The organism is Magnetospirillum molischianum DSM 120 (assembly GCF_000294655.1).
GTDB lineage: Bacteria > Pseudomonadota > Alphaproteobacteria > Rhodospirillales > Magnetospirillaceae > Phaeospirillum > Phaeospirillum molischianum.
Genome location: NZ_CAHP01000001.1, coordinates 307,000 through 330,314, shown reverse-complemented (window position 1 = coordinate 330,314; position 23,315 = coordinate 307,000). Strand labels below are relative to the sequence as shown.

Annotated in this window: 20 protein-coding genes; 11 read left to right on the top strand and 9 right to left on the bottom strand. The window is 62.9% G+C overall.

What is annotated here, in order from left to right:
- Positions 1 to 28: 28 nt before the first annotated feature.
- Entirely contained in the window at positions 29 to 1,642 is a 1,614-nt protein-coding gene (locus tag PHAMO_RS01590) for a sensor histidine kinase (RefSeq protein ID WP_155801448.1), read from the bottom strand.
- A gap of 177 nt (positions 1,643 to 1,819) precedes the next feature.
- On the opposite strand from PHAMO_RS01590, the gene PHAMO_RS01585 reads away from it, so the two are divergent.
- From PHAMO_RS01585 to PHAMO_RS01570, 4 genes are read left to right on the top strand one after another with little or no spacing between them, the layout of a single operon-like run.
- On the top strand, positions 1,820 to 3,160 hold the full coding sequence (locus tag PHAMO_RS01585; protein WP_002725722.1) for a PP2C family protein-serine/threonine phosphatase: 1,341 nt from the start codon (positions 1,820 to 1,822) through the stop codon (positions 3,158 to 3,160).
- A complete protein-coding gene (locus PHAMO_RS01580) occupies positions 3,160 to 3,957 on the top strand; it encodes an ATP-binding protein (protein ID WP_040566003.1) in 798 nt (265 codons plus the stop codon). Before PHAMO_RS01585 ends, PHAMO_RS01580 begins: the two co-directional genes overlap by 1 nt.
- Before the next feature lie 22 nt (positions 3,958 to 3,979).
- Complete coding sequence (locus PHAMO_RS01575; protein WP_002725718.1) at positions 3,980 to 4,300, top strand: STAS domain-containing protein; 321 nt, start codon at positions 3,980 to 3,982, stop codon at positions 4,298 to 4,300.
- A gap of 37 nt (positions 4,301 to 4,337) precedes the next feature.
- Positions 4,338 to 6,047 carry a methyl-accepting chemotaxis protein gene (locus PHAMO_RS01570; RefSeq protein WP_002725716.1) on the top strand — a complete coding sequence of 570 codons (1,710 nt, stop codon included), beginning with the start codon at positions 4,338 to 4,340 and terminating at the stop codon, positions 6,045 to 6,047.
- A 48-nt stretch (positions 6,048 to 6,095) separates the two neighbouring features.
- Here the strand turns inward: PHAMO_RS01570 and PHAMO_RS01565 are convergent, their stop codons facing one another.
- The gene (locus PHAMO_RS01565; RefSeq protein ID WP_002725714.1) at positions 6,096 to 7,088 is read right to left on the bottom strand and encodes a TAXI family TRAP transporter solute-binding subunit; all 993 of its coding nucleotides are present in this window, start codon (positions 7,086 to 7,088) and stop codon (positions 6,096 to 6,098) included.
- A 215-nt stretch (positions 7,089 to 7,303) separates the two neighbouring features.
- On the opposite strand from PHAMO_RS01565, the gene PHAMO_RS01560 reads away from it, so the two are divergent.
- From PHAMO_RS01560 to PHAMO_RS01550, 3 genes are all read left to right on the top strand, one after another.
- A complete protein-coding gene (locus PHAMO_RS01560) occupies positions 7,304 to 8,131 on the top strand; it encodes a CHAP domain-containing protein (RefSeq protein ID WP_002725710.1) in 828 nt (275 codons plus the stop codon).
- 227 nt (positions 8,132 to 8,358) lie between these two features.
- A complete protein-coding gene (locus PHAMO_RS01555) occupies positions 8,359 to 8,988 on the top strand; it encodes a LuxR C-terminal-related transcriptional regulator (RefSeq protein WP_002725708.1) in 630 nt (209 codons plus the stop codon).
- A 73-nt stretch (positions 8,989 to 9,061) separates the two neighbouring features.
- Positions 9,062 to 9,637 carry a cytochrome b/b6 domain-containing protein gene (locus tag PHAMO_RS01550; RefSeq protein WP_002725706.1) on the top strand — a complete coding sequence of 192 codons (576 nt, stop codon included), beginning with the start codon at positions 9,062 to 9,064 and terminating at the stop codon, positions 9,635 to 9,637.
- Positions 9,638 to 9,712: 75 nt separating this feature from the next.
- Here PHAMO_RS01550 and folP read toward each other — a convergent pair whose 3' ends face one another.
- From folP to tilS, 3 genes are read right to left on the bottom strand one after another with little or no spacing between them, the layout of a single operon-like run.
- Positions 9,713 to 10,879, bottom strand: coding sequence for a dihydropteroate synthase (gene folP, locus PHAMO_RS01545; RefSeq protein ID WP_040566002.1), 1,167 nt, complete (start codon positions 10,877 to 10,879; stop codon positions 9,713 to 9,715).
- A gap of 4 nt (positions 10,880 to 10,883) precedes the next feature.
- Positions 10,884 to 12,803, bottom strand: a complete 1,920-nt coding sequence (gene ftsH / locus PHAMO_RS01540; RefSeq protein WP_040566001.1) for an ATP-dependent zinc metalloprotease FtsH — start codon at positions 12,801 to 12,803, stop codon at positions 10,884 to 10,886.
- Positions 12,800 to 14,200 (bottom strand): tRNA lysidine(34) synthetase TilS, encoded by a 1,401-nt coding sequence (gene tilS, locus PHAMO_RS01535; RefSeq protein ID WP_002725700.1) that lies wholly within the window; start codon positions 14,198 to 14,200, stop codon positions 12,800 to 12,802. Before tilS ends, ftsH begins: the two co-directional genes overlap by 4 nt.
- Before the next feature lie 95 nt (positions 14,201 to 14,295).
- On the opposite strand from tilS, the gene PHAMO_RS01530 reads away from it, so the two are divergent.
- The gene (locus PHAMO_RS01530) at positions 14,296 to 15,111 is read left to right on the top strand and encodes a DUF748 domain-containing protein (protein ID WP_002725698.1); all 816 of its coding nucleotides are present in this window, start codon (positions 14,296 to 14,298) and stop codon (positions 15,109 to 15,111) included.
- Positions 15,112 to 15,177: 66 nt separating this feature from the next.
- On the opposite strand, the gene PHAMO_RS01525 is transcribed toward PHAMO_RS01530, so the two are convergent.
- The 3 genes from PHAMO_RS01525 to PHAMO_RS01515 all read right to left on the bottom strand — a co-directional run bounded on the left by PHAMO_RS01525 (position 15,178) and on the right by PHAMO_RS01515 (position 19,752).
- The gene (locus tag PHAMO_RS01525; protein WP_002725696.1) at positions 15,178 to 17,244 is read right to left on the bottom strand and encodes a protein kinase family protein; all 2,067 of its coding nucleotides are present in this window, start codon (positions 17,242 to 17,244) and stop codon (positions 15,178 to 15,180) included.
- A gap of 62 nt (positions 17,245 to 17,306) precedes the next feature.
- Positions 17,307 to 18,596: an adenylosuccinate synthase gene (locus PHAMO_RS01520; RefSeq protein ID WP_002725694.1), complete on the bottom strand. Its 1,290-nt coding sequence runs from the start codon at positions 18,594 to 18,596 to the stop codon at positions 17,307 to 17,309.
- Positions 18,597 to 18,612: 16 nt separating this feature from the next.
- Positions 18,613 to 19,752, bottom strand: coding sequence for an ATP phosphoribosyltransferase regulatory subunit (locus PHAMO_RS01515; RefSeq protein WP_002725692.1), 1,140 nt, complete (start codon positions 19,750 to 19,752; stop codon positions 18,613 to 18,615).
- A 216-nt stretch (positions 19,753 to 19,968) separates the two neighbouring features.
- Here PHAMO_RS01515 and thiD point away from each other — a divergent pair, with 216 nt between their 5' ends.
- A complete protein-coding gene (thiD, locus tag PHAMO_RS01510; protein WP_002725690.1) occupies positions 19,969 to 20,775 on the top strand; it encodes a bifunctional hydroxymethylpyrimidine kinase/phosphomethylpyrimidine kinase in 807 nt (268 codons plus the stop codon).
- Here the strand turns inward: thiD and PHAMO_RS18240 are convergent.
- Positions 20,772 to 21,470: a YkgJ family cysteine cluster protein gene (locus tag PHAMO_RS18240; RefSeq protein WP_051002340.1), complete on the bottom strand. Its 699-nt coding sequence runs from the start codon at positions 21,468 to 21,470 to the stop codon at positions 20,772 to 20,774. The two genes, thiD and PHAMO_RS18240, sit on opposite strands and share 4 nt — an antisense overlap.
- Before the next feature lie 182 nt (positions 21,471 to 21,652).
- Here PHAMO_RS18240 and PHAMO_RS01500 point away from each other — a divergent pair, with 182 nt between their 5' ends.
- Positions 21,653 to 22,264 carry an anthranilate synthase component II gene (locus tag PHAMO_RS01500; protein ID WP_002725686.1) on the top strand — a complete coding sequence of 204 codons (612 nt, stop codon included), beginning with the start codon at positions 21,653 to 21,655 and terminating at the stop codon, positions 22,262 to 22,264.
- The gene (gene trpD, locus PHAMO_RS01495; protein WP_002725684.1) at positions 22,264 to 23,313 is read left to right on the top strand and encodes an anthranilate phosphoribosyltransferase; all 1,050 of its coding nucleotides are present in this window, start codon (positions 22,264 to 22,266) and stop codon (positions 23,311 to 23,313) included. Before PHAMO_RS01500 ends, trpD begins: the two co-directional genes overlap by 1 nt.
- The last annotated feature ends 2 nt before the right edge of the window (positions 23,314 to 23,315 follow it).

The following is a 23,315-nucleotide window of genomic DNA, read 5'->3' as shown; positions in this document are numbered from 1 at the left end:
GAAAGGGACCTCCGCCGGTTCGTTGTCGTTAATCATGAGGAGACGAAGCGGCAACCCCGCTCTTGGGCAACGCGAACAGGAAACGGCTGCCGACATCGGGCTGGGATTCAACCCAGATACGGCCGCCGTGATGCTCGACGATCTTGCGGGAAACGGCCAGACCGATCCCAGTGCCATCGACTTTGTCGCGGGTCACCAGCCGCTGGAAAATGCCGAACACCCGGCCCAGATCGGCCTGGGCGATGCCGATCCCATTATCTTCCACCGTCACCACCCATTCGTCACCGGCATCGCGATTGCTGACCACCACCCGAGGCGGATGGCCGGGACGGGCATAGTTGATCGCGTTGCAGATTAGATTCTGGAACAGCCGCATCAATTCGAGACGATCGCCATGGCAGACCGGCAGAGTCCCCTCGACCCGCACCTCGGCCCCGGATTCGGCGATGGCGACTTCAAGATGGCGCAGGCTGTCGCGCAACGCATCGCCCAGATCGACCGATTCCATCAGCGTCGTCACCCGGCCGATGCGGGAATATTGCAGCAAATCGACGATCATCCGGTCCAGACGCTTGGCTCCGTCCAAGGCAAAGCCAAGGAACTGATGGGTTTCGCCATCGAGTACCGGAGCCAGACGTTTTTCCAACAACCCCAGATAGGCGCTGATCATCCTGAGGGGCTGGCGCAGATCGTGGCTGGCGACATAAGCGAACTGCTCCAACTCGTCGTTTGAGTGACGCAATTCCTCGACCAACGCGGCCAGCCGCGCCTCGTTGTGCTTCTGCGAGGTGATATCGGACTTGATCGCCAGATAATTCGTAACGATCCCCTCGATATTCTGGATCGGCTGGATCGAGGCATATTCCCAATACAATTCGCCGCTCTTGCGACGGTTGATCAGTTCACCTTCCCACTTCCGCCCGGAACTCAGCGCCTGCCACATCTCCTCGAACGTACCGGGAGGGTTCAATCCGGAATTGAGGATGCGAGGGTTCCGCCCCATCGCCTCGATGGCGGAATAGCCGGTAACCTGAATGAATTTGAGGTTCACATACTGGATTTCGCCATCAAGATCGGTGATGACGATCGAGGCGGGACATTGTTCGACCGCGCGCGACAGCATGTGCATCCGGTGCGCGCTGGAAACGGCCGAGGTAATATCGGCCCCGACGCCATAATATCCAGAGAAGCTACCATCCGCGGCAAAGCGGGGAGCGCCGCTGACTTTGATCCAGCGGGCGTGACCACTGCTATCCTGCTGCCAATATTTAAAGTCACGAAACGGTTGGCGGGCAGCAAGAACGGCAACGTGCTCTTGCCAAAGATTGCTGTCGATCTCCATCGCCTCACAGGCGAAGTCCCACGGACGACGCCCCAGCAGGCTGGCGGGGGAAAGCCCGGTCGTGTTCTCGAATCCGTCCGATAGCCAGATAACGTGATATGCCGGGTTGGTTTCCCAGAACCAATCGGCAGCGGTCGCGGCAAATTCGCGCGACCGGGTTTCGGCATCGCGCAAAGATCGGCACTCGGCGGTAAGGCGGACGATTTCCGCTTCCATCGCCGCACGCGTCGCTACTGCGGTCTCCTCGGCTTCGCTTCCTGGACCGGACAGATCACCCACCTCTACGACTCTTTTTTCCATCCTGTTCCCGCACACCGGGCAGGCTGGTACACGCACCCTGACTTAAAGGCAGGATACCCTGAGAGAAAACTCTTTTCATCACTGATTCTGCATCGCGATCCGGCGCGATCCTGGACTGTGATCAAGCGGGTGCCTTAGGATGGTTCCGTGAAATTTTTAGGTCACGGAGCCGGGATCATGAGGACCGGAGGCGCGGTGAAAACCGATTCGGCCCTGTCGCCGGGAACCCCCGACATCGGTCGGTTGATCCGCTTGCCCAGCCGCACGGCGGGATGGCTGGACTCGCCTGGAGCCGATCCAGACCTGCCCTCGGTCCCGCCCCCATTACGCCCTAACCGGGATTCGCTCTCGGTCCTGCTGGTCGAGGACGAACCGGGCGACGCCCGGCTGGTCCAACTGGCTCTGATGGGGTGCCGGAAACCGGCATTCGCCGTCACCCATGTTTCCAGCCTGACCGAGGCAATCGCCATTCTTGCCGGTGGTGCCGCGCTTGACGTGGTACTGCTGGATCTCAGCCTGCCGGACTCGACCGGATTGGACACGGTCGCGCGAATGAAAGACGCGGCTCCCCGTATCCCGATCGTCATTATGACCGGAATGGATGACCAGCGCCTGGCCGCCGCCGCGCTGGAAGCGGGCGCTCAGGACTACCTAGTGAAAAGCGACGATCCCGAACGAACGGTCGGACGGGCGATCCGCTATGCCATCACCCGGATGGCCAGCCAGATCGAGCGCGAGACTCTGTTGCGTCGAATCGCCCAGCAGCAGCGCACCCTGATGACCGAAATCGACGCCGCCCGAGCGATGCAGTTCGACCTGCTGCCCCGGCCCGAACGGATCGATCCCCGTCTGGCCGAACTCGGGCTGGAGGTCGAATCGTTTTTCGAACCTTCGCTGGGGATCGGCGGCGACCTGTGGGGCTGTCTCGATTGTGGCGGACAGCGGATGAGCTTCTACTCGTTCGACTTCACCGGCCATGGCATCGGTGCGGCCCTCAATGTTTTTCGTCTCCACGCATTGATCAGCGACCGCTGGACGCCGGATCAGACCCCGGCCGAAACACTGCGGCTGTTGGGGATCGCCCTGCGCGGCCTGCTGGCGCGGGGCCATTTCGCCACGATGTTCCTCTGTACGATCGATTGCGGTCGGGGCGAAATCGAGTGGGCATCGGCCGGAGCCCCCGCCCCTTTGATGATCGCCGACGGTGGCGTGCGCTTTCTCGATGCACAGGGAGTGCCGTTAGGGCTCTCCGCCGACCCGCACTACCGCAATCGATGCGAACCTTTTCCTCCCGGTGCCGCGTTGATGATCTATAGCGATGCCATCACCGACGCCCCCAAGGAAGAGGGCGACCTGTTCGGCGAAGCAGGACTGATCGCTCTGGCTCAGGAGATGATCGACCGCACCGGCCGATCGGCCATCGCCGACTTGATAGACGCGTTCCAGGCGCGGGTGCGTATGCCGCTCGAAGACGACATGACCGCGCTGGGCATCCGGCGGCTGGCGGAGACTCCGTGATGACACCGACTGCGTGTTCCGACGTGAAGCAGAATGCAGCGCCGGGAGTACGGCTGATCGGATCGCCGGATGAGACATGGAATTTCGACCAGCAATGCGCCACGTTGGGCCTGTCTCCCCACCGCGCCGCCTCTGCGGATGAATCCGAGCCGGACGAGACTCCCCTGCTTCAGGCCGGACCGGCGACGATCGAGACAATCAGCCACAGCCTGTCTCTTCCTTTCTCCGGCTTTCTAGAAACCTGTCCCAATGGTCTGGCCGGAATTACCCAGCGCTGTATCAAGACCGCTCGTGCTGGCGGTCTGGTTCTCTCGCTGACATCCGCCACGGCCTGCACGCTGCCGGTGGTTGAACTCATCTCAATCGCAATCCGGCGGCGGCTTGCGCTTCCTGATGGCGAGGTCGCGGAATTGATGGAAATCTGCCTGGGCGAAGCGGTCAGCAACGCCGTCATCCACGGCAATCTGGAAATTCCGAATCATCTCCGCGCCACCCCCAAGGGCTTCGAGTCCTTCCGGCAGATCATGCGCGAACGTCTCTGCGATCAGACCATGGCCTCAAGGAGAATTGAGGTTCACGCATTGAGGGATGGAGAGTTATCATTCACTCTCTTTGTATCCGACCAGGGGGGCGGATTCAATCTAGAGTCAAAATTGGAAAAAGAAACTCGTGTCGATGCCCATAGCGGGCGCGGCCTGGGACTAATCCGGCGGGCTTGCGCCCGGATCGGATCGGAGGATGGGGGGCGAACTCTGGTGATGACCTTTCCACGACTTTGCATTGCACAGGGAAATTGACATGAGGGGGGGGACGTGAGGGGTGGAAAAACGGGGGATACGGTATCGGCTTGTCGATGACGATGACGGGCTGACCGTGGCGCTGGAAGGACGGCTCGACTTTGCCGCCGAACGCCAATTTCAGGAACTGCTCGCCGACCTGGTTGTCTCGCACAGACGGCAGGTTCGGTTTGATCTGTCCGGCCTCAGCCACGTCGATTCAGTCGGGCTGGGGCTGCTCTACATTGCGCACGAAGATCTGGGTAAGGCCAACATCGCCCTCGCCCTGCTCCGGCCGCGCGACACTGTGCTCAGGATGTTGGAACTGACGGAAACCACTAAGGTTTTCGCGATAACCCGGTAAACCGGGAGAGTAAGAGAGAGTTGAGAGGAGAGAGGGAATGAGGAAGGCCGGTTGGGGGGCCCTGCGGCTCAGACAGCGGTTTATGATCGTGATCGGGATGGGCGTCATCGTCATGGCGACGGTTATCGTGCTGTTCATCGCCCGCTTTGACGAACAAGCGATGGAACGCAAGCTGCATGAGCTCAGTGTCAACGAGATGACCTCGCTTCACGCGTTGATCGTCAACGTGATGGCGACTCGCCCCGTCGATGGCGACAATATCGGTATCAAGGTCTTCAACAAGTGGTTCGATAGCCGCAACACCGACTATGCCGGCAAGGTGTGGAGCGTGTGGGGGCCAAAGGTCACCACCTATATGAAGGATGCCGAACCCGACCGGATACCCAAGGCACCACAGGACGACGTGGACCGCGAAGCACTGGCCACCGGGAAACCGGTCGGACGCTTCGTCGGCGATTTCTACCGCTATTCCCTTCCGATTGTCCTTGGCGTCACCGAGGGAGCCAATCAGGAAGTCTGTCACACCTGTCATGGCGGCATGGGGATCGTTGACGGCGAAGTAATCGCGGTGCTGTCCAGTTCGCTATCCTCGACCAGTGAACGAGCCGAATTGCGCTCCATCATGGGATGGCTGATCGGCTTTGGCATCATCGCAACGATCATATCGGTGCTGGTGGTGCGATGGATTCTGACCGGAGTCATCATCCGCCCGATCAACAGCATGTCGGCGCTGATGGAACGGCTGGCCAAAGGCGACATGTCCGTCTCGATCGAGGGGGTCGAGCGTCAGGACGAGGTCGGTGACATGGCCCGGACGGTCCAGGTGTTCAAAGAACACATGGTCGAGGCCGAAGGACTGCGCGCCAGCCAGGAAGAGGAACGCAACCGCGCCTCGGCCCAACGCGCCCAGGCCCGTCATGATATGGCTAACAATTTCGAGCACACGGTGAAGTCAAAGGTCGCCCGCGTCGATGAATCGACCGCAGGCATCCGCAACACCGCCCAATCGATGGCCAACCGTTCGGAAAAGAGCGGAGGCCGCACCCTTGAAGTCAGCGAAGCCGCCGAGATCACCACCGAGCGCGCGGCGGCCGTGTCCGAAGCAACCCGTCAGCTGGCTGAATCGGTCAACGAAATCGCCCAGCAGGTCAGTCATTCCTCGCGTATCGCCCAAAAGGCAGTCGAGGATGTCAACACCACCGCCCGGCAAATGGTCGGCCTGTCCGACGCGGTGCGGGCGATTGGCAATGTCGTCCAGTTGATTAACGACATCGCGGCCCAGACCAACCTGTTGGCGCTGAACGCCACGATCGAGGCGGCACGGGCAGGAGAAGCCGGCAAGGGCTTTGCCGTCGTCGCGGGCGAGGTCAAGCATCTCGCCAACCAGACCGCCAAAGCAACCGAGGAAATCTCGCAACAGGTGGCGGCGGTGCAACAATCGACCCGCGAGATGACCTCTAGCATCGAAGGCGTCGTCGAGACCATCCGCGAGATCGGCGACATTTCGACCGCAATTGCCAGCGCGGTGCAGGAGCAGGAGGCCACAACCCGCGACATCGCCAGCAACATCACTGAGGTCGCCCATCAGGCGGGCGAGGTGTCACGTAGCGTCACTCACCTGTCGAAAGCGTCAGCTCAGGCCTGTGCTGGAACGATCCGGGTCATCTGGAGCGCGAAGACCCTGGCCAACGTCGTTGCCGATCTTAACGACGAGGCAGACCACTTCCTGCAATCGGTAAGGAAGTAATCACCGACCGGGAAACGATGCGGGGACCGCCCCCGCATCGTTTTTCCGTTATTTCTTTCTGCTTTTCTCGGCTTCAGACGTTTCCAGTGAACGAGATGGGGTGTGTTCCACCCCATCATGAAGGTGGATGGGGATGCCGTCCCGGCTCGCTTCGGCTCGGGTCAGGTCGTTCAACACCGGATGCAGCCGGGTCAGTGCCCCGAAATTGGCCCAGACGGTTTGCATCAGATCGGCGACCTCATCGGACGACAGACGATTGGTTACCAACAGCGTCTTCATTCCCAGGGCGGGAATGTCCGATTTCTGGCCGTCATAAGTCCGGCCTTTGACGACGAAGCGAGCCACCCACGGACTTTTACGCAAAAAAGACTCAACCGACTTCGCCCGGATCGGCACCAGGGTGGCACCGCATTCCTCGATGGCGGACTGGACCTCGGTCATCGGATGAACGCCGGTAAACACCGCCGCATCGATATTGCCCTGGCACAGTTCGGCCACCTGTTCGTTGAGGTCGAGTTCGACCAGAACCGACAGATCGCCTTGCGACAGACCGGCAGCGTCAAGAACCGTTTCGGCCATCACCCGCTGAAACGAACCAGGACGGCCAAGATTAACCCGCTTGCCCTTCAGATCGCCAACCTGCTCGATACCCGAACCGGGGCGGGCCAGCACCACCGCGACCTCGCCGTGGAGGGCCATCAGCGCCCGCAGATCGGGCATCGGCCCGGCATCGTGAAAGCCTTCGTCTCCGGCCAAGGCCAATTGAGCCGCACGCGACTGAACCAGGGCCAGATCGACCTCGCCAGCCCGCAACGCGGCCAGATTGGCCGCCGAACCCGAGGATGGCATCACCGTACAGGTCATGCCGCGCGGATGATCCTTGTTAATGACACGGCACAGCGCACCGGCCACCGGGAAATAATAGCCGGTCACCTCGCCTCCGGCGATGACCAGCGGGCGTTGCTCCGCCGCCAGGGCAGAGGGGGTCGCGAGGGCCAGACAGGCCGCCGTCAACAGCTTCGAGAACGGTCGCAGAATCAAACTCCTCCTTACAAACACTGACGATAATAGCCCCGCCCTGCCCCGCCCGAAAGAGAACGATAGACACCAAATCCAACCGATGCCGGCGATTGCGGCCCCGAATGCGGGCTGGCGATAACTTCAGATTAAATGTGACGCATTTCACGAAAATAGTTGCCATCGGCTTTTCGGATAGACACAATCGGCCGCACCAATAACCGGAGGGGAGGGTACCGGTGCGGAGAGCGACCATTCTGCCGGCGACCTTTGTGATCGTGGCGACGATGGCTCTGGCAACGCCTTTCCAGGCGAGCGCCGCCATACAATGCGTGACATATGCTCGTGACGTCAGCGGACTCAATCTGAAGGGCGATGCCTGGAAGTGGTGGGAAGCTGCCGCCGGAGTCTATGATCGGGGTAGCCGTCCGCGCGAAGGTGCCGTGCTTGTGTTCAAACGCCAGGGGAAAATGGCGCATGGGCACGTTTCTGTGGTTCGCCACATGAAAAACAGCCGCGAGCTTCTGGTCGATCACGCCAATTGGGCACCGCATCGCAGCGCCGGACGCGGCAAAGTAACCCATTCCGTCCCTGTTATCGACGTATCCCCCAACAATGACTGGTCCCAGGTTCGCGTGTTCTATCGCCCGGCTGGCGAATTGGGCACCCGAGTCTATCTGACCCAAGGCTTTGTCTATCGCCCCGGCACCCCTGCCCCGCGCGGCATGATGACTCAGCCGCTGTCGAATTCCTCTAATCGCGCCGACGCCACCCCGACGGCCACGTCGCAACCTCTTTTGCAGACCGTGGCCCTGAACGAATCCGTTACCACGGCCGTGATGCGGGTCGATCCGATGCCGCCGCAGCCTAAGGCAGAACCGCCGGCCGCAGCCCCGGTCAAGACAGCCGAGCCGGCTCCGGTCGTTGCCGCTCCGGCCAAGACGGTCGAACCCGTGCAAATGGTCTCAACCCCGGCTCCGACTGTCGCAAACCCAGCTCCGATGGTTCAGGTTCGCCCGGCCGACGCCGGTCGGATCGATGTCTCCCGCTGGGCCGAACAGGCCTGATCTGCTCCACTCACTGAATTGACCCGAACCTGGGGATGGGTGCCCACCCCGCCCCGGTTTTCGCCCGATGGCTTCGATTTGGACAGCCTCGGACGATAAGACGACATATCCGGCGGTACACCCCTCTCCCCCCCTGTCGCTTTGACCCTTTGAGAAATACGGGTTTGGCGTTATCAATACGGCCCAATAGGGTAGGGAAGAACGACCCGCGGGAGATAGTGTTGTCCATGCCTGGTCACCAAAGCCGACCGATCGCTGTTGTCATTGCCGAAAAGAACCCGCTGCTGCAAAGCAGTCTGGTGAAATTACTGGGCGGTGACGAGCGATTCACCATTGCCGGCGTTGCCAATGACGGGCAACGATTCCTGGAACTTCTCGACAAGACCGCATTCCGTGTCGGGGTGATCGGATGGGAGATGCCCGTGATCGACGGGCGCGGCGTTCTGCAATCGCTGCGCGGCCGCACCGATGCCCCTCGCCTGATCGTCTATACCGGCAGCGCCAATCCCGACGTACCACGTCAGGCGATGACGCTAGGGGCGGCAGGATTCTGTTCGAAGCGCGAACCGCCCGAACAATTGGTCGATACCATTCTGGCGGTGGCGACGGGACGGATGGTCTTTCCGTTCATCGACGTCGCCAGCTTGGCCAGCGATCCGCTGGCTGGCCTGACCCCGCGTGAGCGGGAATTACTCGCCGCCCTGGCCGGCGGCCTGACCAATCAGCAGATGGCGACACAGCTCGATATTTCCCTTAATACTGTCAAATTCCACCTGAAAAACCTCTACGACAAGCTTGCGGTTGGCAACCGCGCCCAAGCCGTCGCTTTCTTTCTCAAAGGGCGCGAGCCGCGCTGACCCCGGTCGGCCTGGGGCCGATCGTGTCCTCACGGTTCATCTCGGGTGGCAATCTGCCAATGGAGACACGCCGATGACCTATGACAAAACAACCCGAACCCTGCACCGCTTCCTGGCCGCCGGGATCATCCTGCAAATTCTGCTCAGTCTGGTGATGAGCCACCCGAAGCCCGGCTATTCGGGCAATTGGCTGTTCACCCTCCACTCGTGGGCGGGCCTCGCCGTCGGGGTCCTGCTGATCGTGCACTGGGTCAAGTCGCTGCCGAAATACCGCGAGACCCCGCATTACCTGTTCCCGTGGACCAGCCGCGCCGGGATCGACGCCGTTGTCGCCGACGCCCGCCTGTACATTCAGGCCGCCAAGGAACGTAAGATTCCCGAATCAGACGTTCCCACCCCACTGCCCGGCGCGATCCAGGGCATTGGCCTCATCACCGCCAGCGGACTGGCTTTCACCGGATTCATCGTCTATTTCAGCTTTTATCCGAGCGGCCAGATCAGCGCCTTTGGCTGGCTGGCCAAGGAAATCCACGAATTTCTTGCCTCTGTGCTGTGGACTTTCCTGATCGTCCATGTTGGCGCAGCAGTGGCGCACCAGATTTATGGACAGCCGCTTATCACTCAGATGTTCCGTCACAAGGAAGACTGAGGCTACGGATACGGAAAAGCGCGGGCGAATTCGCCCGCGCTTTTTTATGTCATTTCATGAATGAAACCTGCGCGCCTAAGCTCCGGCCCGCATCGCCTGCCATATCCGCAGCGCCTGAACCGTTTCAGCGACGTCGTGAACGCGCAAAATCTGCACTCCGGCATCAAGACCGGCCACATTGGCGGCAAGGGTACCGGGCAGACGCTGGCGCGGTGGCTCGCCCTGGCTCAGGTGACTAACAAAGCTCTTGCGCGATACGCCGAGCAGAACCGGGCAACCGAAACGGTGCAACAGGCCCAGCGATCCCAGAATCTGGGCGTTGTGCTCGGCGGTCTTGCCGAAACCGATACCGGGATCGACGCACAGGCGCGCTCTGTCGATTCCAGCCTGCTCTGCCGTCGCAATCCGCTCTTCCATCTGATCGAGCAGATCGAGGGGAGCGCATTCATAGCGTGGGTCGGCCTGCATGGTGCGGGGATCGTCCCCCAGCATATGCATCAGGCAAACCGCCGCCCCGCCTGAGGCGGCAACGCGGGGGGAATCGGGATCTCCGGCCAACCCGGTAACATCGTTGATGATCCGGGCACCGGCGGCGACGGTAGCGGCCATCACACGGGCATGGCGCGTGTCAATCGAGACAACGATACCGCGTTCGGCCAACGCACGCACCACCGGCACCACCCGGCGTTCTTCTTCTTCGGGCGAGATCGGATCGGCACCGGGACGGGTCGACTCACCCCCGACATCAATGATCGTCGCCCCGGCCTCGATCAGGGCCAGAGCACGGGCGATGGCAGGTTCGGTGCCAAACGCCTCTCCTCCATCGGAAAAGCTATCGGGCGTGACATTGACGATCCCCATCACGACCGGGGTCTCCATCGGAACGCCCCCCCAGGCAGGACGGCGGCGACCGATACGGTGAAGACAGTCCGAAACGTGACGACAGAGATCGGGATGCTCTCGCTCGGCCCACGTCACCGCCTCGGCAAACGGCGCGATGGACAGGGTTGCCCCACCGCCTGGACGGCGCAGGATCACGGCAAGAGCGGTAAAAGCCAGGGTTCCGTCCGCAATCGGCCAGCCGTGACCGGCAACCACGGCTGCGGCAGCCTGCTCACCACCAACGATTCCGGTCGGAAGAAGATAGAGAGAGCGGGACAGATCGACCCCTTCCAGCGCGAAGCCCCGCGGAAGAGCGGGGCTTCGGTGGAAGGCGGATGCGACCGGGGTAACGGCCGCCACCGGATCAGGCCCGAGGCTCTGGCTCGGGACCAAAGCCCCGACCAGCGGTCGGCCCCGAGGTCGGCACCGACGAGCGACGCGGCACGTCGCGCGGGTGATATTCGGTACCGTCGGGACGAGTGATCGGATCGCCCTTGATCAGGGTGTCGATATCGTCCTTTGACAGGGTTTCGTATTCCAGCAGACCGCGTGCGATCGTCTCAAGATCGGCCCGGTACTGCGACAGGATGTCGCGAGCGGTATTTTCCCCCTCCTCGACAAAGCGGCGGACCTCGGAATCGATCAGGGTCGCGGTCGTCTCCGAGATGTTCTTGGTCTGAGTAACCGAGTGACCGAGGAAGATCTCTTCCTGATTCTCGTTATAGCGAAGCGGCCCGAGCTTTTCCGAGAAGCCGTATTCGGTCACCAGCTTACGAGCCAGTTCCGTGGCGCGCTGGATATCGTTCGACGCACCGGTGGTCACCGCATCAAGACCGAAGACCATTTCTTCGGCAACGCGACCACCGAAGAACGAGGCGATCATCGACTTGATCTGACGCAGCGACAGTGAATAACGGTCACGTTCCGGCAAGGACATGGTCAGACCCAACGCCCGGCCGCGCGGGATAATGGTGACCTTATGCAGCGGCTCGTGCCCCAGCACATGCATCATAACCAGGGCGTGACCCGCTTCATGATAGGCGGTGAGCTTCTTTTCGTCCTCGCTCATCACCATCGAGCGACGCTCGGCCCCCATCATCACCTTGTCCTTGGCCGCTTCGAAATCGACCATCCCCACCACGCGCTTCCCGGCGCGGGCGGCAAGAAGGGCGGCCTCGTTGACCAGATTCGCGAGATCGGCACCAGAGAAACCGGGAGTACCGCGTGCGATGATCCGGGCATCGACGTCAGGCGACAACGGCACCTTGCGCATATGAACGCGGATGATCTTCTCCCGACCGGCGATATCGGGATTGGGCACCACGACCTGACGATCGAACCGACCGGGACGGAGCAAGGCGGGGTCGAGCACGTCGGGACGGTTGGTCGCGGCGATCAGAATCACGCCCTCATTCGATTCGAAGCCGTCCATCTCGACCAGCAACTGATTGAGGGTCTGTTCGCGCTCGTCATTGCCGCCGCCAAGACCGGCACCGCGATGACGACCGACCGCATCGATTTCGTCGATGAAGATGATGCAAGGCGCATTCTTCTTGCCCTGTTCGAACATGTCGCGGACACGGGACGCACCGACGCCGACGAACATCTCAACGAAGTCCGAACCGGAAATAGTGAAGAACGGGACATTGGCTTCGCCGGCAATGGCACGGGCCAGCAAGGTCTTACCTGTGCCGGGCGGGCCAACGAGCAAACATCCCTTGGGAATTTTTCCGCCCAGACGCTGGAACTTCTGCGGGTCCTTGAGGAACTCGACGATTTCCTCAAGCTCCTGCTTGGCTTCGTCGATTCCGGCGACATCCTCGAAAGTGACCCGACCGGTCTTCTCGGTCAGCAGGCGGGCCCGGCTTTTGCCGAATCCCATCGCCTTGCCACCGCCCGACTGCATCTGGCGCATGAAGAACACCCAGACCGCGACCAGCAGAAGCATCGGGAACCAGGAGACCAACAGGCTCCAAACCGTCGGCGTGTTCTCGGCCGGAGGCTGGGCCGTGATCCGCACGTTCTGGGCCCGCAGCTTTTCGACGACCTGTGAATTGTCAGGCAGATAGGTCGAGAACGTCCGCCCATCGCCGTAATGACCGTTCAGGGAATTGCCCTGAATGGTGACGTCGGCAACGCTTCCGCGATCGACATCGGTAAGGAAGTCGGAGAACGAGACCTGCCCGGTCCCGCGCGGGGGCGACGATGCCTGGAAAAGGTTGAAGAGCATCACCAGCAGCACGGCGATGATGACCCACAACGCCAGGTTCTTGCTGAAATTCAAGGTTGGGTCCTTCCTGGTTTGGCGCGACCGGCGCCGGAAGCCGGATCGCACGCCGAAGACATCCCCCAGGATATGGGGTTTGAACCGAACGGCACAAGCCTGAGCCCCGCCACGGTCAGGCTTTGAGCCGGGGCCGGTTCCAGTCGGCACACATTTTGTTGTGCACCCTCTCGGTTATAAACGAGGTGCGGCACCGCGAAAACACCCTGCTGATCGTGCAGAGCGGGAATCGTCGCACGGGCACAGGCCGGAATACCGTGCCGTCGCGCCGCCTGAGCAAGCTCGCGACCGGGCGAAGCCCCCAGCGCCCCAAGGTAAAGCCCTTGGGGAGCGGAGGACCTGATTCGGGCGAGAAACCGGCGATCCCAGAGACTCTCGGCACCAGGAACCAGCGCGACCGGCGGAGCAACCCGCGCTGGCTCGCGACAGACGATCCAGCCGCGGCCATCGGCGACGATCCGGCATCCGGCCAGGGTCAGCCCCGTCATGGAGCCTGCGGCGAGGGCATGGGCCAGCCGTTCCAGCCGCTCGTGCCGGGGAGGAAGAGGCTCGCCGCCGACCAATGACAGCAGACGGGCCAGCACTCTAAGTGCGATCTCTTCGGACAGTGCGCTAAAACCATTCGCGGCCAGCCGGGCAAACCCGGCGGGGTGCGGAACGATCAGCCGCGCCGCCGCTCGCGCCACATCGTGTTCCAGGGTCGCCCGCACCCGCCCCAGCCGCGCCGCCGTCGCCGCCAGCCGCGCGGAGGCGAGCCCCTCGGCGGCCAAAACCGGGGCGAGTTGGCGGAAACGCACGCGGGCATAGACCGGGTCGGCGTTGGAAGGGTCTTCGACCCAATCCTGACCGCGTTCGACCAGGGTAGAACGCAACCGGGCGCGGGGTGTATCGAGCAGAGGGCGAAGAATCTGCCCCCACCGGGTTGGTCGTCGGGTCGCCATCGCCGCCAAGCCGTCCACGCCCGACCCTCGGCCCAGCCGCAACAACAACGTCTCGGCCTGATCCTCGCGGTGGTGAGCCAAAAGCAGATGGAGAATACCCGCCTCGGCACAATAGCGTCCAAGCAAGTCGTGTCGGGCTTTCCGCGCCACCGCCTGAATATCGGCGGTGGGCCGCTCGCCCTCACGGACCAGAATGACATGATCGATCCCGTGCACGGCCAGCCATTGCCCGACCCGGTTCGCCTCGGCCGCCGCATCTGGGCGCAGACGATGATCGACGGTCAGCCCAACCGCATGACCACCCCGCATCCTGGCCCATTTATCGGCAAGCAGGGTTAGGGCCAGGCTGTCAGCCCCCCCTGAAACAGCCACGGCAAGACGCGGCCGGGGCTCGAACGGTCCCAGCGGGAGCATCAATGCGGCAAAATCCAGGTCGGAGATAGCCTTGTCATCCATCCTTCAAGCATAGCCGCCTCCACGCTCGATGTCTCGACAAGCAGACGAGTCTGGCGGACACTCTCCTCCTTTCCCATCAAGCACGAGGGAGCCTCATGCGCAAGCTCATCATCGGCGCCAGCGTTCTGCTGGCGGTGATCGTAGGCGGGTTGTTCTACCTGTTCTCTTCTATTGACGGCATCGTCAAAACCGTTATCGAACGGGTTGGAACCCAGGTCACCGGGGTCAAGGTCTCGGTCGGGTCGGTTGCGATTCGAGTGTCCGAGGGCAAGGCCGCGATCAAGGGCCTGACAGTCGCCAATCCGCCCGGTTTTTCCGCCAATCCGGCGATCAAGTTCGGCGAGGTCGCGGTCTCGCTTGAGACCACGTCGCTGAACAGCAATCCTATCGTTATCAAGGAAATCTTGATTGCGTCTCCGGCCGTTGCGCTGGAAGTGTCGCCTAACGGCGGCAGCAACCTTGACGTTCTGCGCCGCAACATCTCGGGAACCGATCAGGACAAGACGGCCACCGACGGCGAAAAGCCCGTCCAAAGCGACGCGGCGAAGACCGAAGCCGCCAAGACCGAACCGGCCAAGGGAGCGGATAAGAAGGTCACGATCGATCGTCTGGCGATCACCGGGGGACAGGTCGATCTGGCCGTCGGCGGTGTGCCCGGCGCGGCCACGACCGCCAAGATCGGCGATATCGAGTTGACCGGCATCGGACGCGACAATGGTGGCGCCACCCCCGTCCAGGTCGGTCAGGAGATTATGAACGCGCTGATTTCAGGTGCCATCAACTCGTCCGGCAGCCTGGACGGCGTTCTTGGCAACGTCGCCGACAAAATCAAGGAGGCGGTTACCGACGAAAAGCTGAAGGCGATCACCGGCCAAGCCGGCGAGGCCCTCAAAGGCGTTCTCGGAAAGTAAGTCTATCATCTGGTAGAGGCGCGGCGCCGGACGATCCTCGGATCTCCGGCGTCCTGCCGTCCCCGGTCAGAACACCGCTGTCACGACAACGATCGTCGCCACCACCATCGCGATAACGATTCCGCTGACCGCAGCCGTCTGACGGCCAATTTTTTCCGCCTCGACAACATGTTCATCGGCCTCAACCAGGAGGCGGCGGACCTCTTCCTCGGCGGCATGATATTGCGCCTGAGCCCACTGGAACTCTTTTTCGTCCTTGGCTCGTTCCTCTGGATTTTCCAGCAGGTGGTAAAGCTCGACGATCGAGCCTTTGCGGACAATGCGGGGAATTCCCTTTTCCAGTTCCTTGCGCTTGTCGCGGCCGTGATACGCATCGATCACCGACTTCAGCGACACAGACAGCCACTCAGCCAAACCCGGCAGCGATTCAGGTCCCAGCCGATATTGCAGAACCGCATACAGATTCAGCACCGCCAGCATCATCACGGATTCGTCGGGATCGTTGAGCAGATTAAGGTTGCGGTCGATATCCGACCGCATCCGGGCGCCCAGGAATCCGGCGATGTGGCGGTCAATCGGCACCTGCTTGCTCTCGCCGCGCCGGGTGGCGGCCAGATTAAGCGCGGGCAGCAATTCCTTGACCTCGACGACGTAATCCTCGCCGATCAGCGCACTTTGCAGCGGCAGGGCGTCATTCATCTCATACAGGCAGCGTTCGAGGCCGAATCCCATCCCCGGCTGGGTCAGATAACCGCGCAATTCGCGGAAATTTGACTCCATCAATGAATTGTCGGGTTGGTATTCGCCGCGCAGTTCGAACCACAGCTTCGGCACTTCGCGGATAATCATCTCGGTCAGCAGGCGGGTATCGCCCCGACTGGCAACCACCGCCGCCAAAGCCGAGCCGAAACCGTCGGGCATCGCGTAAAAGCCCTTGTACCGGATCGGTGCTGACTTATCGAGCGCGATCAAGACCTTACATAGCATCAGGTCGGTGGAGCTTTTTTTGTCGGCCGTCGTGTTGAGTGCCAGCCGGACGATCTCGGCGACAATCGCGGCCTTGTCCTTATCCTCGACGGCCCGACGCAGCCAAAGCTCCAGCTTCCCCTCAATAACCGGCGGAATCGCCTGATCCCAATTCCGCGCCATCGCCTGCGACAATTCGCGGCAATTGAAGTAATCCTTGCCCATGAAGGGGAAACCACGGGCCGCCCGCTTCTCACCACGCGGCTGCAACGGCGACATCCGCCGCCCCGACATCCAAAGGTCAAGATCCTCGACAGTCCAGCGCTGCTCGCCATCGTCGCACAGCAGGCCACGCAACAGCTCGATCAGCGGCATCGGCAACCGTTCGTCACCGATCAGCGTGTTGTAGCTGCCCAACTGAATCTTGGCGCTAAGGATCGCCTCGTCCGACATATTCGCGACCGGGTTGCGCCCCATCAGCAGGATCGCAACGGTTACCCCCAGAGAATACAAATCGTCGGAATAGGTGCCGCTGCCACGAGCGATCGGATTGCACATCCCGGATTCGATCGTCTCGAACAGAACTGGTTGGTCAAATCCGGGCGGAGCCGCGACGCAATCGCCAAAAGCCAGCCGATCGCCGTTGGCGTCCATGAAAAACAGATTGGTTGGACGCACCGCCCGATGCGTAATCCCGCGCGAGGTCAGCTCGCGAATCGCGGCGGACAGTGGCTCAATCACCTTCTTGGTGATGACGTATTCGTCGAAGCGCCTCACCTCGCCGCGCAGAGAGGCCATGATCCGCCGACCGGCGGGGCGCTCATAGATCACCGTCATGCAGCGCCGACCGGCTGGGGGCCAGTTCATTGCCCCCCATTCGACCAATTGCTGCATTCCGGGTGAAGACACCCCCCTCAGCGCCCGCATCACGGTGACGCGGGGCGGAAGTTCGGGTTTGCAGATCAGGGCATACATTTGCCGGTTGGGGTCGCGCTTATCCTCGGCGGCAAAAGCGTCCGCCGAGGGAGTCGACAAATCAACCAGGGGCTGGGTCGAACGTATTAAAAAGCGATCACGCAGCAATCCGGGTGGGCCAGCCGGGCGTATTTCCTCGGCATGAAGGACCGGATCTTCTACGACATCGACATCCTCTTCGGCTTCCGCCATCGCTCCCACCCGATTGCCATCGGTTCCTTATACACGTTATGGAGAGACGGCTCACCCGACAATCACGTTGAGAACGGATCCTGGACCAGGATGGTGTCCTCGCGTTCGGGACTGGTCGAGAGCAGCGCCACCGGAGCCTCGATCAGTTCCTCGATCCGACGGATGTACTTGATCGCGCTGGCGGGAAGATCCTTCCACGAACGAGCGCCGCGTGTGCTTTCGCTCCACCCCGGCAGGGATTCGTAGATCGGCTCGACCAGCGGCTGTTCGGCCATCGAGGCCGGCAGGTGACGCAGCACCTTATCGCCCAGACGATAGCCGATGCAGATCTTCAATTCCTCGAAACCGTCCAACACGTCCAGCTTGGTCAGGGCGATGCCGTCGATGCCGCCGACCTTGACCGCCTGACGAACCAGAACCGCATCGAACCAGCCGCAACGCCGCCGCCGCCCGGTAACAGTGCCGAATTCGTGGCCGCGATCACCGATCCGCTCGCCGATCGGGTCGAACAGTTCGGTCGGGAACGGACCCGCACCGACACGGGTGGTGTAGGCCTTGCAGATCCCCAGCACATAGCCGACCTGCCCCGGCCCAACGCCCGAACCGGTCCCGGCATTGCCCGACACTGTTGAGGAAGATGTGACGAAGGGATAGGTGCCGTGATCGACGTCAAGCATCGCTCCCTGCGCACCCTCGAACAGAACCCGCTTGCGAGTATGACGCAGTTCGTCCAGACGCTGCCACACCACATCGGCATAAGGCAGAATGCGCGGCGCGACCGCCAGCAGCTTTTCGAGTAAATCCTGCCCGTCGATCTCGGCGGCTCCCAACCCACGCAGCAGCGCGTTGTGGTGGCGCAACAAGCCTTCGATCCGCGCTTCCAGCGTCGCACGGCAATTCAGGTCGCAAACGCGGATGGCACGACGGCCAACCCGGTCCTCGTAAGCGGGGCCGATGCCGCGGCCGGTGGTGCCGATCTTGGCGGCACCGCTGGCTTCCTCGCGGGCGCGGTCGATCTGGGCATGCAGCGGCAGAATCAGACAGGCGTTCTCCGCAACCTTCAGCACGTCGGGAGTGATCGCGACGCCCTGGGCACAGAGGCGGTCGATTTCATCGAGCAGCGCCCACGGATCGACCACAACGCCGTTGCCGATCAGACTGAGCTTGCCCCGGACCACACCGGAGGGCAGCAGCGACAGCTTGTAGGTGACGCCGTTGATGACCAGGGTATGCCCGGCATTATGGCCCCCCTGGAACCGCACCACCACGTCGGCACGCTCGGACAGCCAGTCGACGACCTTGCCCTTGCCCTCGTCGCCCCATTGGGCGCCGACTACCGCGACGTTCGCCATTCTTGTCCCTGCCTTGCTAAAGTACGTCGATAAGTCCGTCGGAACCGAGCCAGTGGCTACAGCCCAGACGGTGCGCTTCGGCCGCCACGTCGGCGCCGTCGTCCAACCCGGCGACGGTTACCCATCCCTGGTCATGCAATTCCCGAATCTTGGCCCGAGACGTTCCCGCCGGAACGAACACACGTCCGGGGACACGGGGGGCAGGCAGCGCCGCCAGCACCGAGTCCATGAACAGGGTGGCGCCCACCGCAGGCTCTAACCCGCCAGCGAGATAGCGGCCGCCCCGCCCCAGTTCGGCCCCGAGATTGCGGGCATACAGAGTGAATCCGACACCGGAATGATATTCGAAGCCCCGATTCTCGACCGGATCGACAGTCAGGGGCAGGTCGGGCAGACCGGCGCGGACGCAGGCGACGACCTGTGCCAGCCGCTCCCGCTCGACAGCGGCGGCGGGCGGCAGCGGCAGCGCCTGCAACGCGGCCACGGCTCGGTCGGCGGGACCAGCGGCGGCAATCAGAGACTGAAGCAGGTCGGCACCGGCACCACCGATTTCGGCGACGGTCGCGGAATCCTTATGATCGAGAGCCGCGCGCAGACGCTCGGCAATCTCACCCTCCACCCCCAGCGCGGCGAACAACGCGGGAACCAGGGTCGGCAGGGACAGATCGACCGTCACGCCCTCGACGCCAAGTTCGAACAAGGCGGAGCCGATCAGGACCAGCACCTCGGCATCGGCGGCGGCGGCGTCCGAACCGATCAACTCGACCCCGGCCTGGGCAAACTGGCGGTCGGCGCGCAACTGGCTGCCTTTGACCCGTAGCACTTGCCCGGAATAGGACAGACGGAGCGGACGAGGTGCCCGCGCCAGCCGGGTGGTGGCGATACGGGCAACCTGCGGCGTCATATCGGCACGCAGCCCCATGATCTTCTGGCTCTGCGGGTCCATCACCCGGAAGGTCTGAGCCGAGGCGGCAGCGGCTGGACCGTCGAGCAGGCTTTCCTCGAACTCGATCAGCGGCGGCTTAACCCGGTCATAGCCTTGGGCGGCGAACAGGCGCATCAGCCGTTCGACCACGCCCGCCTCGTGGGCGGCGTCGGGAGACAACATGTCACGCAGACCGGCGGGCAACAGGGCCCGGTGGGCAAAATCAGTCATCGGCGGTGTCGCAACCTGGAACAGGGGCAGCCGGACAGGGCCGCCCGGTCACCCGACGGTCGGGTAACTGCCGATGTACCGCGTTTGCTTCGGCGCGGCAAACGGAAATGCGGCAGGGGTGGTAAAACCGCCGTTCAAACCGGGTGGCCACGGCTGGCAAAGGGCGCGGAAATGAAGTACCCAGAGGGAAATGCAAGAGTGATCGGAGAGCTGACGATGACGCGACTCCAGACCGGACGGGTACTGATCGTCGCCGGATCGGATTCCGGTGGCGGCGCGGGAATTCAGGCCGACCTGAAAACCGTCACCTGCCTGGGAGGCTATGGCGCCAGCGCCATCACCGCCCTGACCGCCCAGAACACGATGGGGGTCTTTGCGGTCGAAGCGGTACCGCCCGCCTTCGTCCAACGTCAAATCGATCTGGTGATCGACGATATCGGCGCGGATTGCATCAAAACCGGGATGCTGGCCTCGGCCCCGATCATCGCGGCGGTAGCCGACTCGCTTGACCGCGTGCCGGACGTGCCCCTGGTGCTCGATCCGGTGATGGTCGCCAAGGGTGGCGCGGCCTTACTTGACCCGGCGGCGGTCGAGACCCTGATCGTCCGCCTGCTCCCACGCGCCCGGCTGCTGACTCCCAACCTGCCCGAGGCCGAAGCGCTGTTGGGCCGCCGGATTCCCGACGCGGCGGCGATGGAGGCGGCGGCATGCGCGCTGCTGCGGTTCGGATCGCAGGCCGTCCTGTTGAAGGGGGGGCACCTGGACGGCGACGACCTGATCGACTTACTGGCCGATTCCGACGGAGTGCGCGTGTTCTCCGGTCGGAGGTTGCCCGGAAATTCGACTCACGGCACCGGCTGCACCCTGGCCTCGGCGATCGCCACCGGACTGGCCCAAGGGTTGGGACTCGACGCGGCGGTCGAACGAGGGCGCGCCTATGTCCGCCGCGCCATCGAGACTGCCCCCGGTCTGGGCCGGGGCCACGGCCCGCTCAATCACGGCCACACAGTATCGGCTTTTTAAAGCGAGAAATCCCGTTCGATCCAACCATGGAAACGGACCCGATCCGGGAATAGCGCATCTCCCCGCGCCCAGGCCGCCGCCGCGTCAGGGCGATCAAGAACCGCCTTTAGCGCCGGAGCGAAGTCAAGGGCGGCACAATCCAGCCCGGCCCGATGCAACGGCCGGGTCAGCCCCTGCCCTACCGCGTCGAAGAGAGTGCGTGGCAACGTGAAGGCCCGGTGGCAAATTGGCGAACCATCCTCGGGCGGATCGATCTTGGCGAAAGTGGCCATGCACCAGCGCGGATCGGGCTGATAAAGGCCGCGACATTTCAGCGGCCGAAACGAATAAATCGCGCAGGTTCCATTTGTAAGAAACGGACAGATCCGACCGCCAGACCACGCGCCCAGCCGCGCCCGCAGAGCGGCGATATCGGGATGAATGCGCAAGCGGGCCGCGATCGCCAAAACCTCGACCGTCGAAGCCTCGACCGGCTGGTGACAGCACCAGCCACAACCGGCGGCGCAGGCCGCTTCGGCGGCCGGATCAGAACCGGCGGCGCGGGCATCGCCCCACAGACGATCCGCGCTTTGATGACACGCCCCGACAGCGGCCAGAATAGCTTCGACCCCGCCAGCCAGGGCGGCGACAGCGATGTCGTGTGCAACGAGAAGGGCAGCATGAGCCTGCTGCCGCTCCGGATCGGTCGGTTTCATCGTTCTCTTATACCAAAGGAGAGCATTCTTCGCCATTTCTCCGCCTGTCTTGCTTGACGGGCGGGGGGGCGCCCCTGCATTCTGCCGCCACTGATTTGATCTGTGGACCGGTTCCGATTCGTGCCGCCGCGTGCCGGGAGGGCCGGCCCACCAAACCCCTTGGACTTGGGCGGGTGCCGGCTATGTTCCTGCTGATCGATAATTACGATAGCTTCACCTACAACCTTTGGCATTATCTGGGCGAGCTGGGTGCCGACGTCGAAGTGCGGCGCAACGACGTCCTGACCGTCGAGCAGGCGCTGGCGTTGCAGCCCCAGGGCATCGTGATCTCGCCCGGCCCCTGCGATCCCGACCGCGCCGGCATCTGTCTTGACCTGATCGCCGCCGCCGCCGCCCGACGGGTGCCGCTGTTCGGTGTCTGTCTCGGGCACCAGTCGATCGGCCAGGCCTTTGGCGGCAAGGTGATCCGTGCCCCCCAGGCGTTGCACGGCAAAATCAGCGCGGTCAGCCATGACGGCAGCGGCGTGTTCGCCGGTCTGCCGTCACCGTTCCGCGCCACCCGCTATCATTCGCTGGTGGTCGAGCGCGAAACCTTCCCGGACAGCCTGCACATTTCGGCCTGGACCGATGATGGGCTGGTGATGGGGCTGGCTCACCGCGAGCTGCCGGTCTGGGGGGTTCAGTTCCACCCGGAAAGCATCGAGACCGAACACGGTCACCAGATGATCCGCAATTTCCTCGATTTCTCAACGGGCAGCCCCGCGCACGCCCTTGTCAACGGGGCAGCCGCCTGATGAGCATTCAGTCCACTCCACCCACCGCCCCCGCCGTGATCAAGGATGTCCTGGGCCGCCTTGGTGCCGGTCAGACCCTGTCTGAGTCCGAGGCCGAGGCGGTGTTCGAAGTCATCATGTCGGGCGACGCCACCCCGGCGCAAATCGGCGGATTGCTGATGGCGCTGCGAGTGCGGGGAGAGACGGTCGAGGAAATCACCGGCGCGGCCCGGATCATGCGCTCAAAGGCGCTGCACATCGAAGCCCCACCGGGGGCGATCGACACCTGCGGCACCGGGGGCGACGGGTCCGGCACCTATAATATCTCGACCGCCGCCGCCTTTGTGGTCGCCGCCTGCGGCGTGCCGGTGGCCAAGCACGGCAACCGGGCACTGTCGTCGAAATCGGGTTCCGCCGATGTGCTGACCGCCCTGGGAATCAAGATCGACGCTGATATCTCGCTGGTGCTGGAATCGCTCAACACCAACAATATCGGCTTCCTGATGGCACCACGCCATCACAACGCGATGCGTCATGTCGGCGGTCCCCGCGTCGAACTGGGCACCCGCACCATCTTCAATCTGCTGGGGCCGCTGGCCAACCCCGCCGGAACCCGCCGCCAGGTGGTGGGCGTGTTCGCCGAACGGTGGGTCGAGCCGGTGGCTCATGTGCTGGGCCGCCTGGGAGCCGAACATGCCTGGGTGGTACACGGTTCGGATGGGCTGGATGAACTGACCACGACCGGCCCCTCGACAGTGGCCGAGTTCAAAAACGGTGAGGTTCGGGTCTTTACCGTGACACCGGAACAGGCCGGGCTGGCCCGCGCCGTGCCCGACGACCTGAAGGGCGGTGACGCAGCCGTCAACGCCGCCGCGTTGAGGACGGTTCTGGCCGGTGAAAAAGGCCCCTATCGCGATATCGTCGTACTGAACGCCGCCGCCGCGCTGGTCGTGGCCGGGCGTAGCCCCGACCTCGCCGCCGCCGCCCGACAAGCCGAGCAGGCCATCGACAGCCGCGCCGCCACCGCAATCCTCGACCGCATGATCACCATCTCCAACCGGAATTCCTGATA

Bases quoted from the DNA above. Each gene is read 5' to 3' on its own strand.
- PHAMO_RS01590 (WP_155801448.1), bottom strand. From the start codon at position 1,642: ATGGAAAAAAGAGTCGTAGAGGTGGGTGATCTGTCCGGTCCAGGAAGC.
- PHAMO_RS01585 (WP_002725722.1), top strand. From the start codon at position 1,820: ATGAGGACCGGAGGCGCGGTGAAAACCGATTCGGCCCTGTCGCCGGGA.
- PHAMO_RS01580 (WP_040566003.1), top strand. From the start codon at position 3,160: ATGACACCGACTGCGTGTTCCGACGTGAAGCAGAATGCAGCGCCGGGA.
- PHAMO_RS01570 (WP_002725716.1), top strand. From the start codon at position 4,338: ATGAGGAAGGCCGGTTGGGGGGCCCTGCGGCTCAGACAGCGGTTTATG.
- PHAMO_RS01555 (WP_002725708.1), top strand. From the start codon at position 8,359: ATGCCTGGTCACCAAAGCCGACCGATCGCTGTTGTCATTGCCGAAAAG.
- PHAMO_RS01550 (WP_002725706.1), top strand. From the start codon at position 9,062: ATGACCTATGACAAAACAACCCGAACCCTGCACCGCTTCCTGGCCGCC.
- tilS (WP_002725700.1), bottom strand. From the start codon at position 14,200: ATGGATGACAAGGCTATCTCCGACCTGGATTTTGCCGCATTGATGCTC.
- PHAMO_RS01530 (WP_002725698.1), top strand. From the start codon at position 14,296: ATGCGCAAGCTCATCATCGGCGCCAGCGTTCTGCTGGCGGTGATCGTA.
- PHAMO_RS01525 (WP_002725696.1), bottom strand. From the start codon at position 17,244: ATGGCGGAAGCCGAAGAGGATGTCGATGTCGTAGAAGATCCGGTCCTT.
- PHAMO_RS01520 (WP_002725694.1), bottom strand. From the start codon at position 18,596: ATGGCGAACGTCGCGGTAGTCGGCGCCCAATGGGGCGACGAGGGCAAG.
- PHAMO_RS01515 (WP_002725692.1), bottom strand. From the start codon at position 19,752: ATGACTGATTTTGCCCACCGGGCCCTGTTGCCCGCCGGTCTGCGTGAC.
- thiD (WP_002725690.1), top strand. From the start codon at position 19,969: ATGACGCGACTCCAGACCGGACGGGTACTGATCGTCGCCGGATCGGAT.
- PHAMO_RS18240 (WP_051002340.1), bottom strand. From the start codon at position 21,470: ATGAAACCGACCGATCCGGAGCGGCAGCAGGCTCATGCTGCCCTTCTC.
- PHAMO_RS01500 (WP_002725686.1), top strand. From the start codon at position 21,653: ATGTTCCTGCTGATCGATAATTACGATAGCTTCACCTACAACCTTTGG.
- trpD (WP_002725684.1), top strand. From the start codon at position 22,264: ATGAGCATTCAGTCCACTCCACCCACCGCCCCCGCCGTGATCAAGGAT.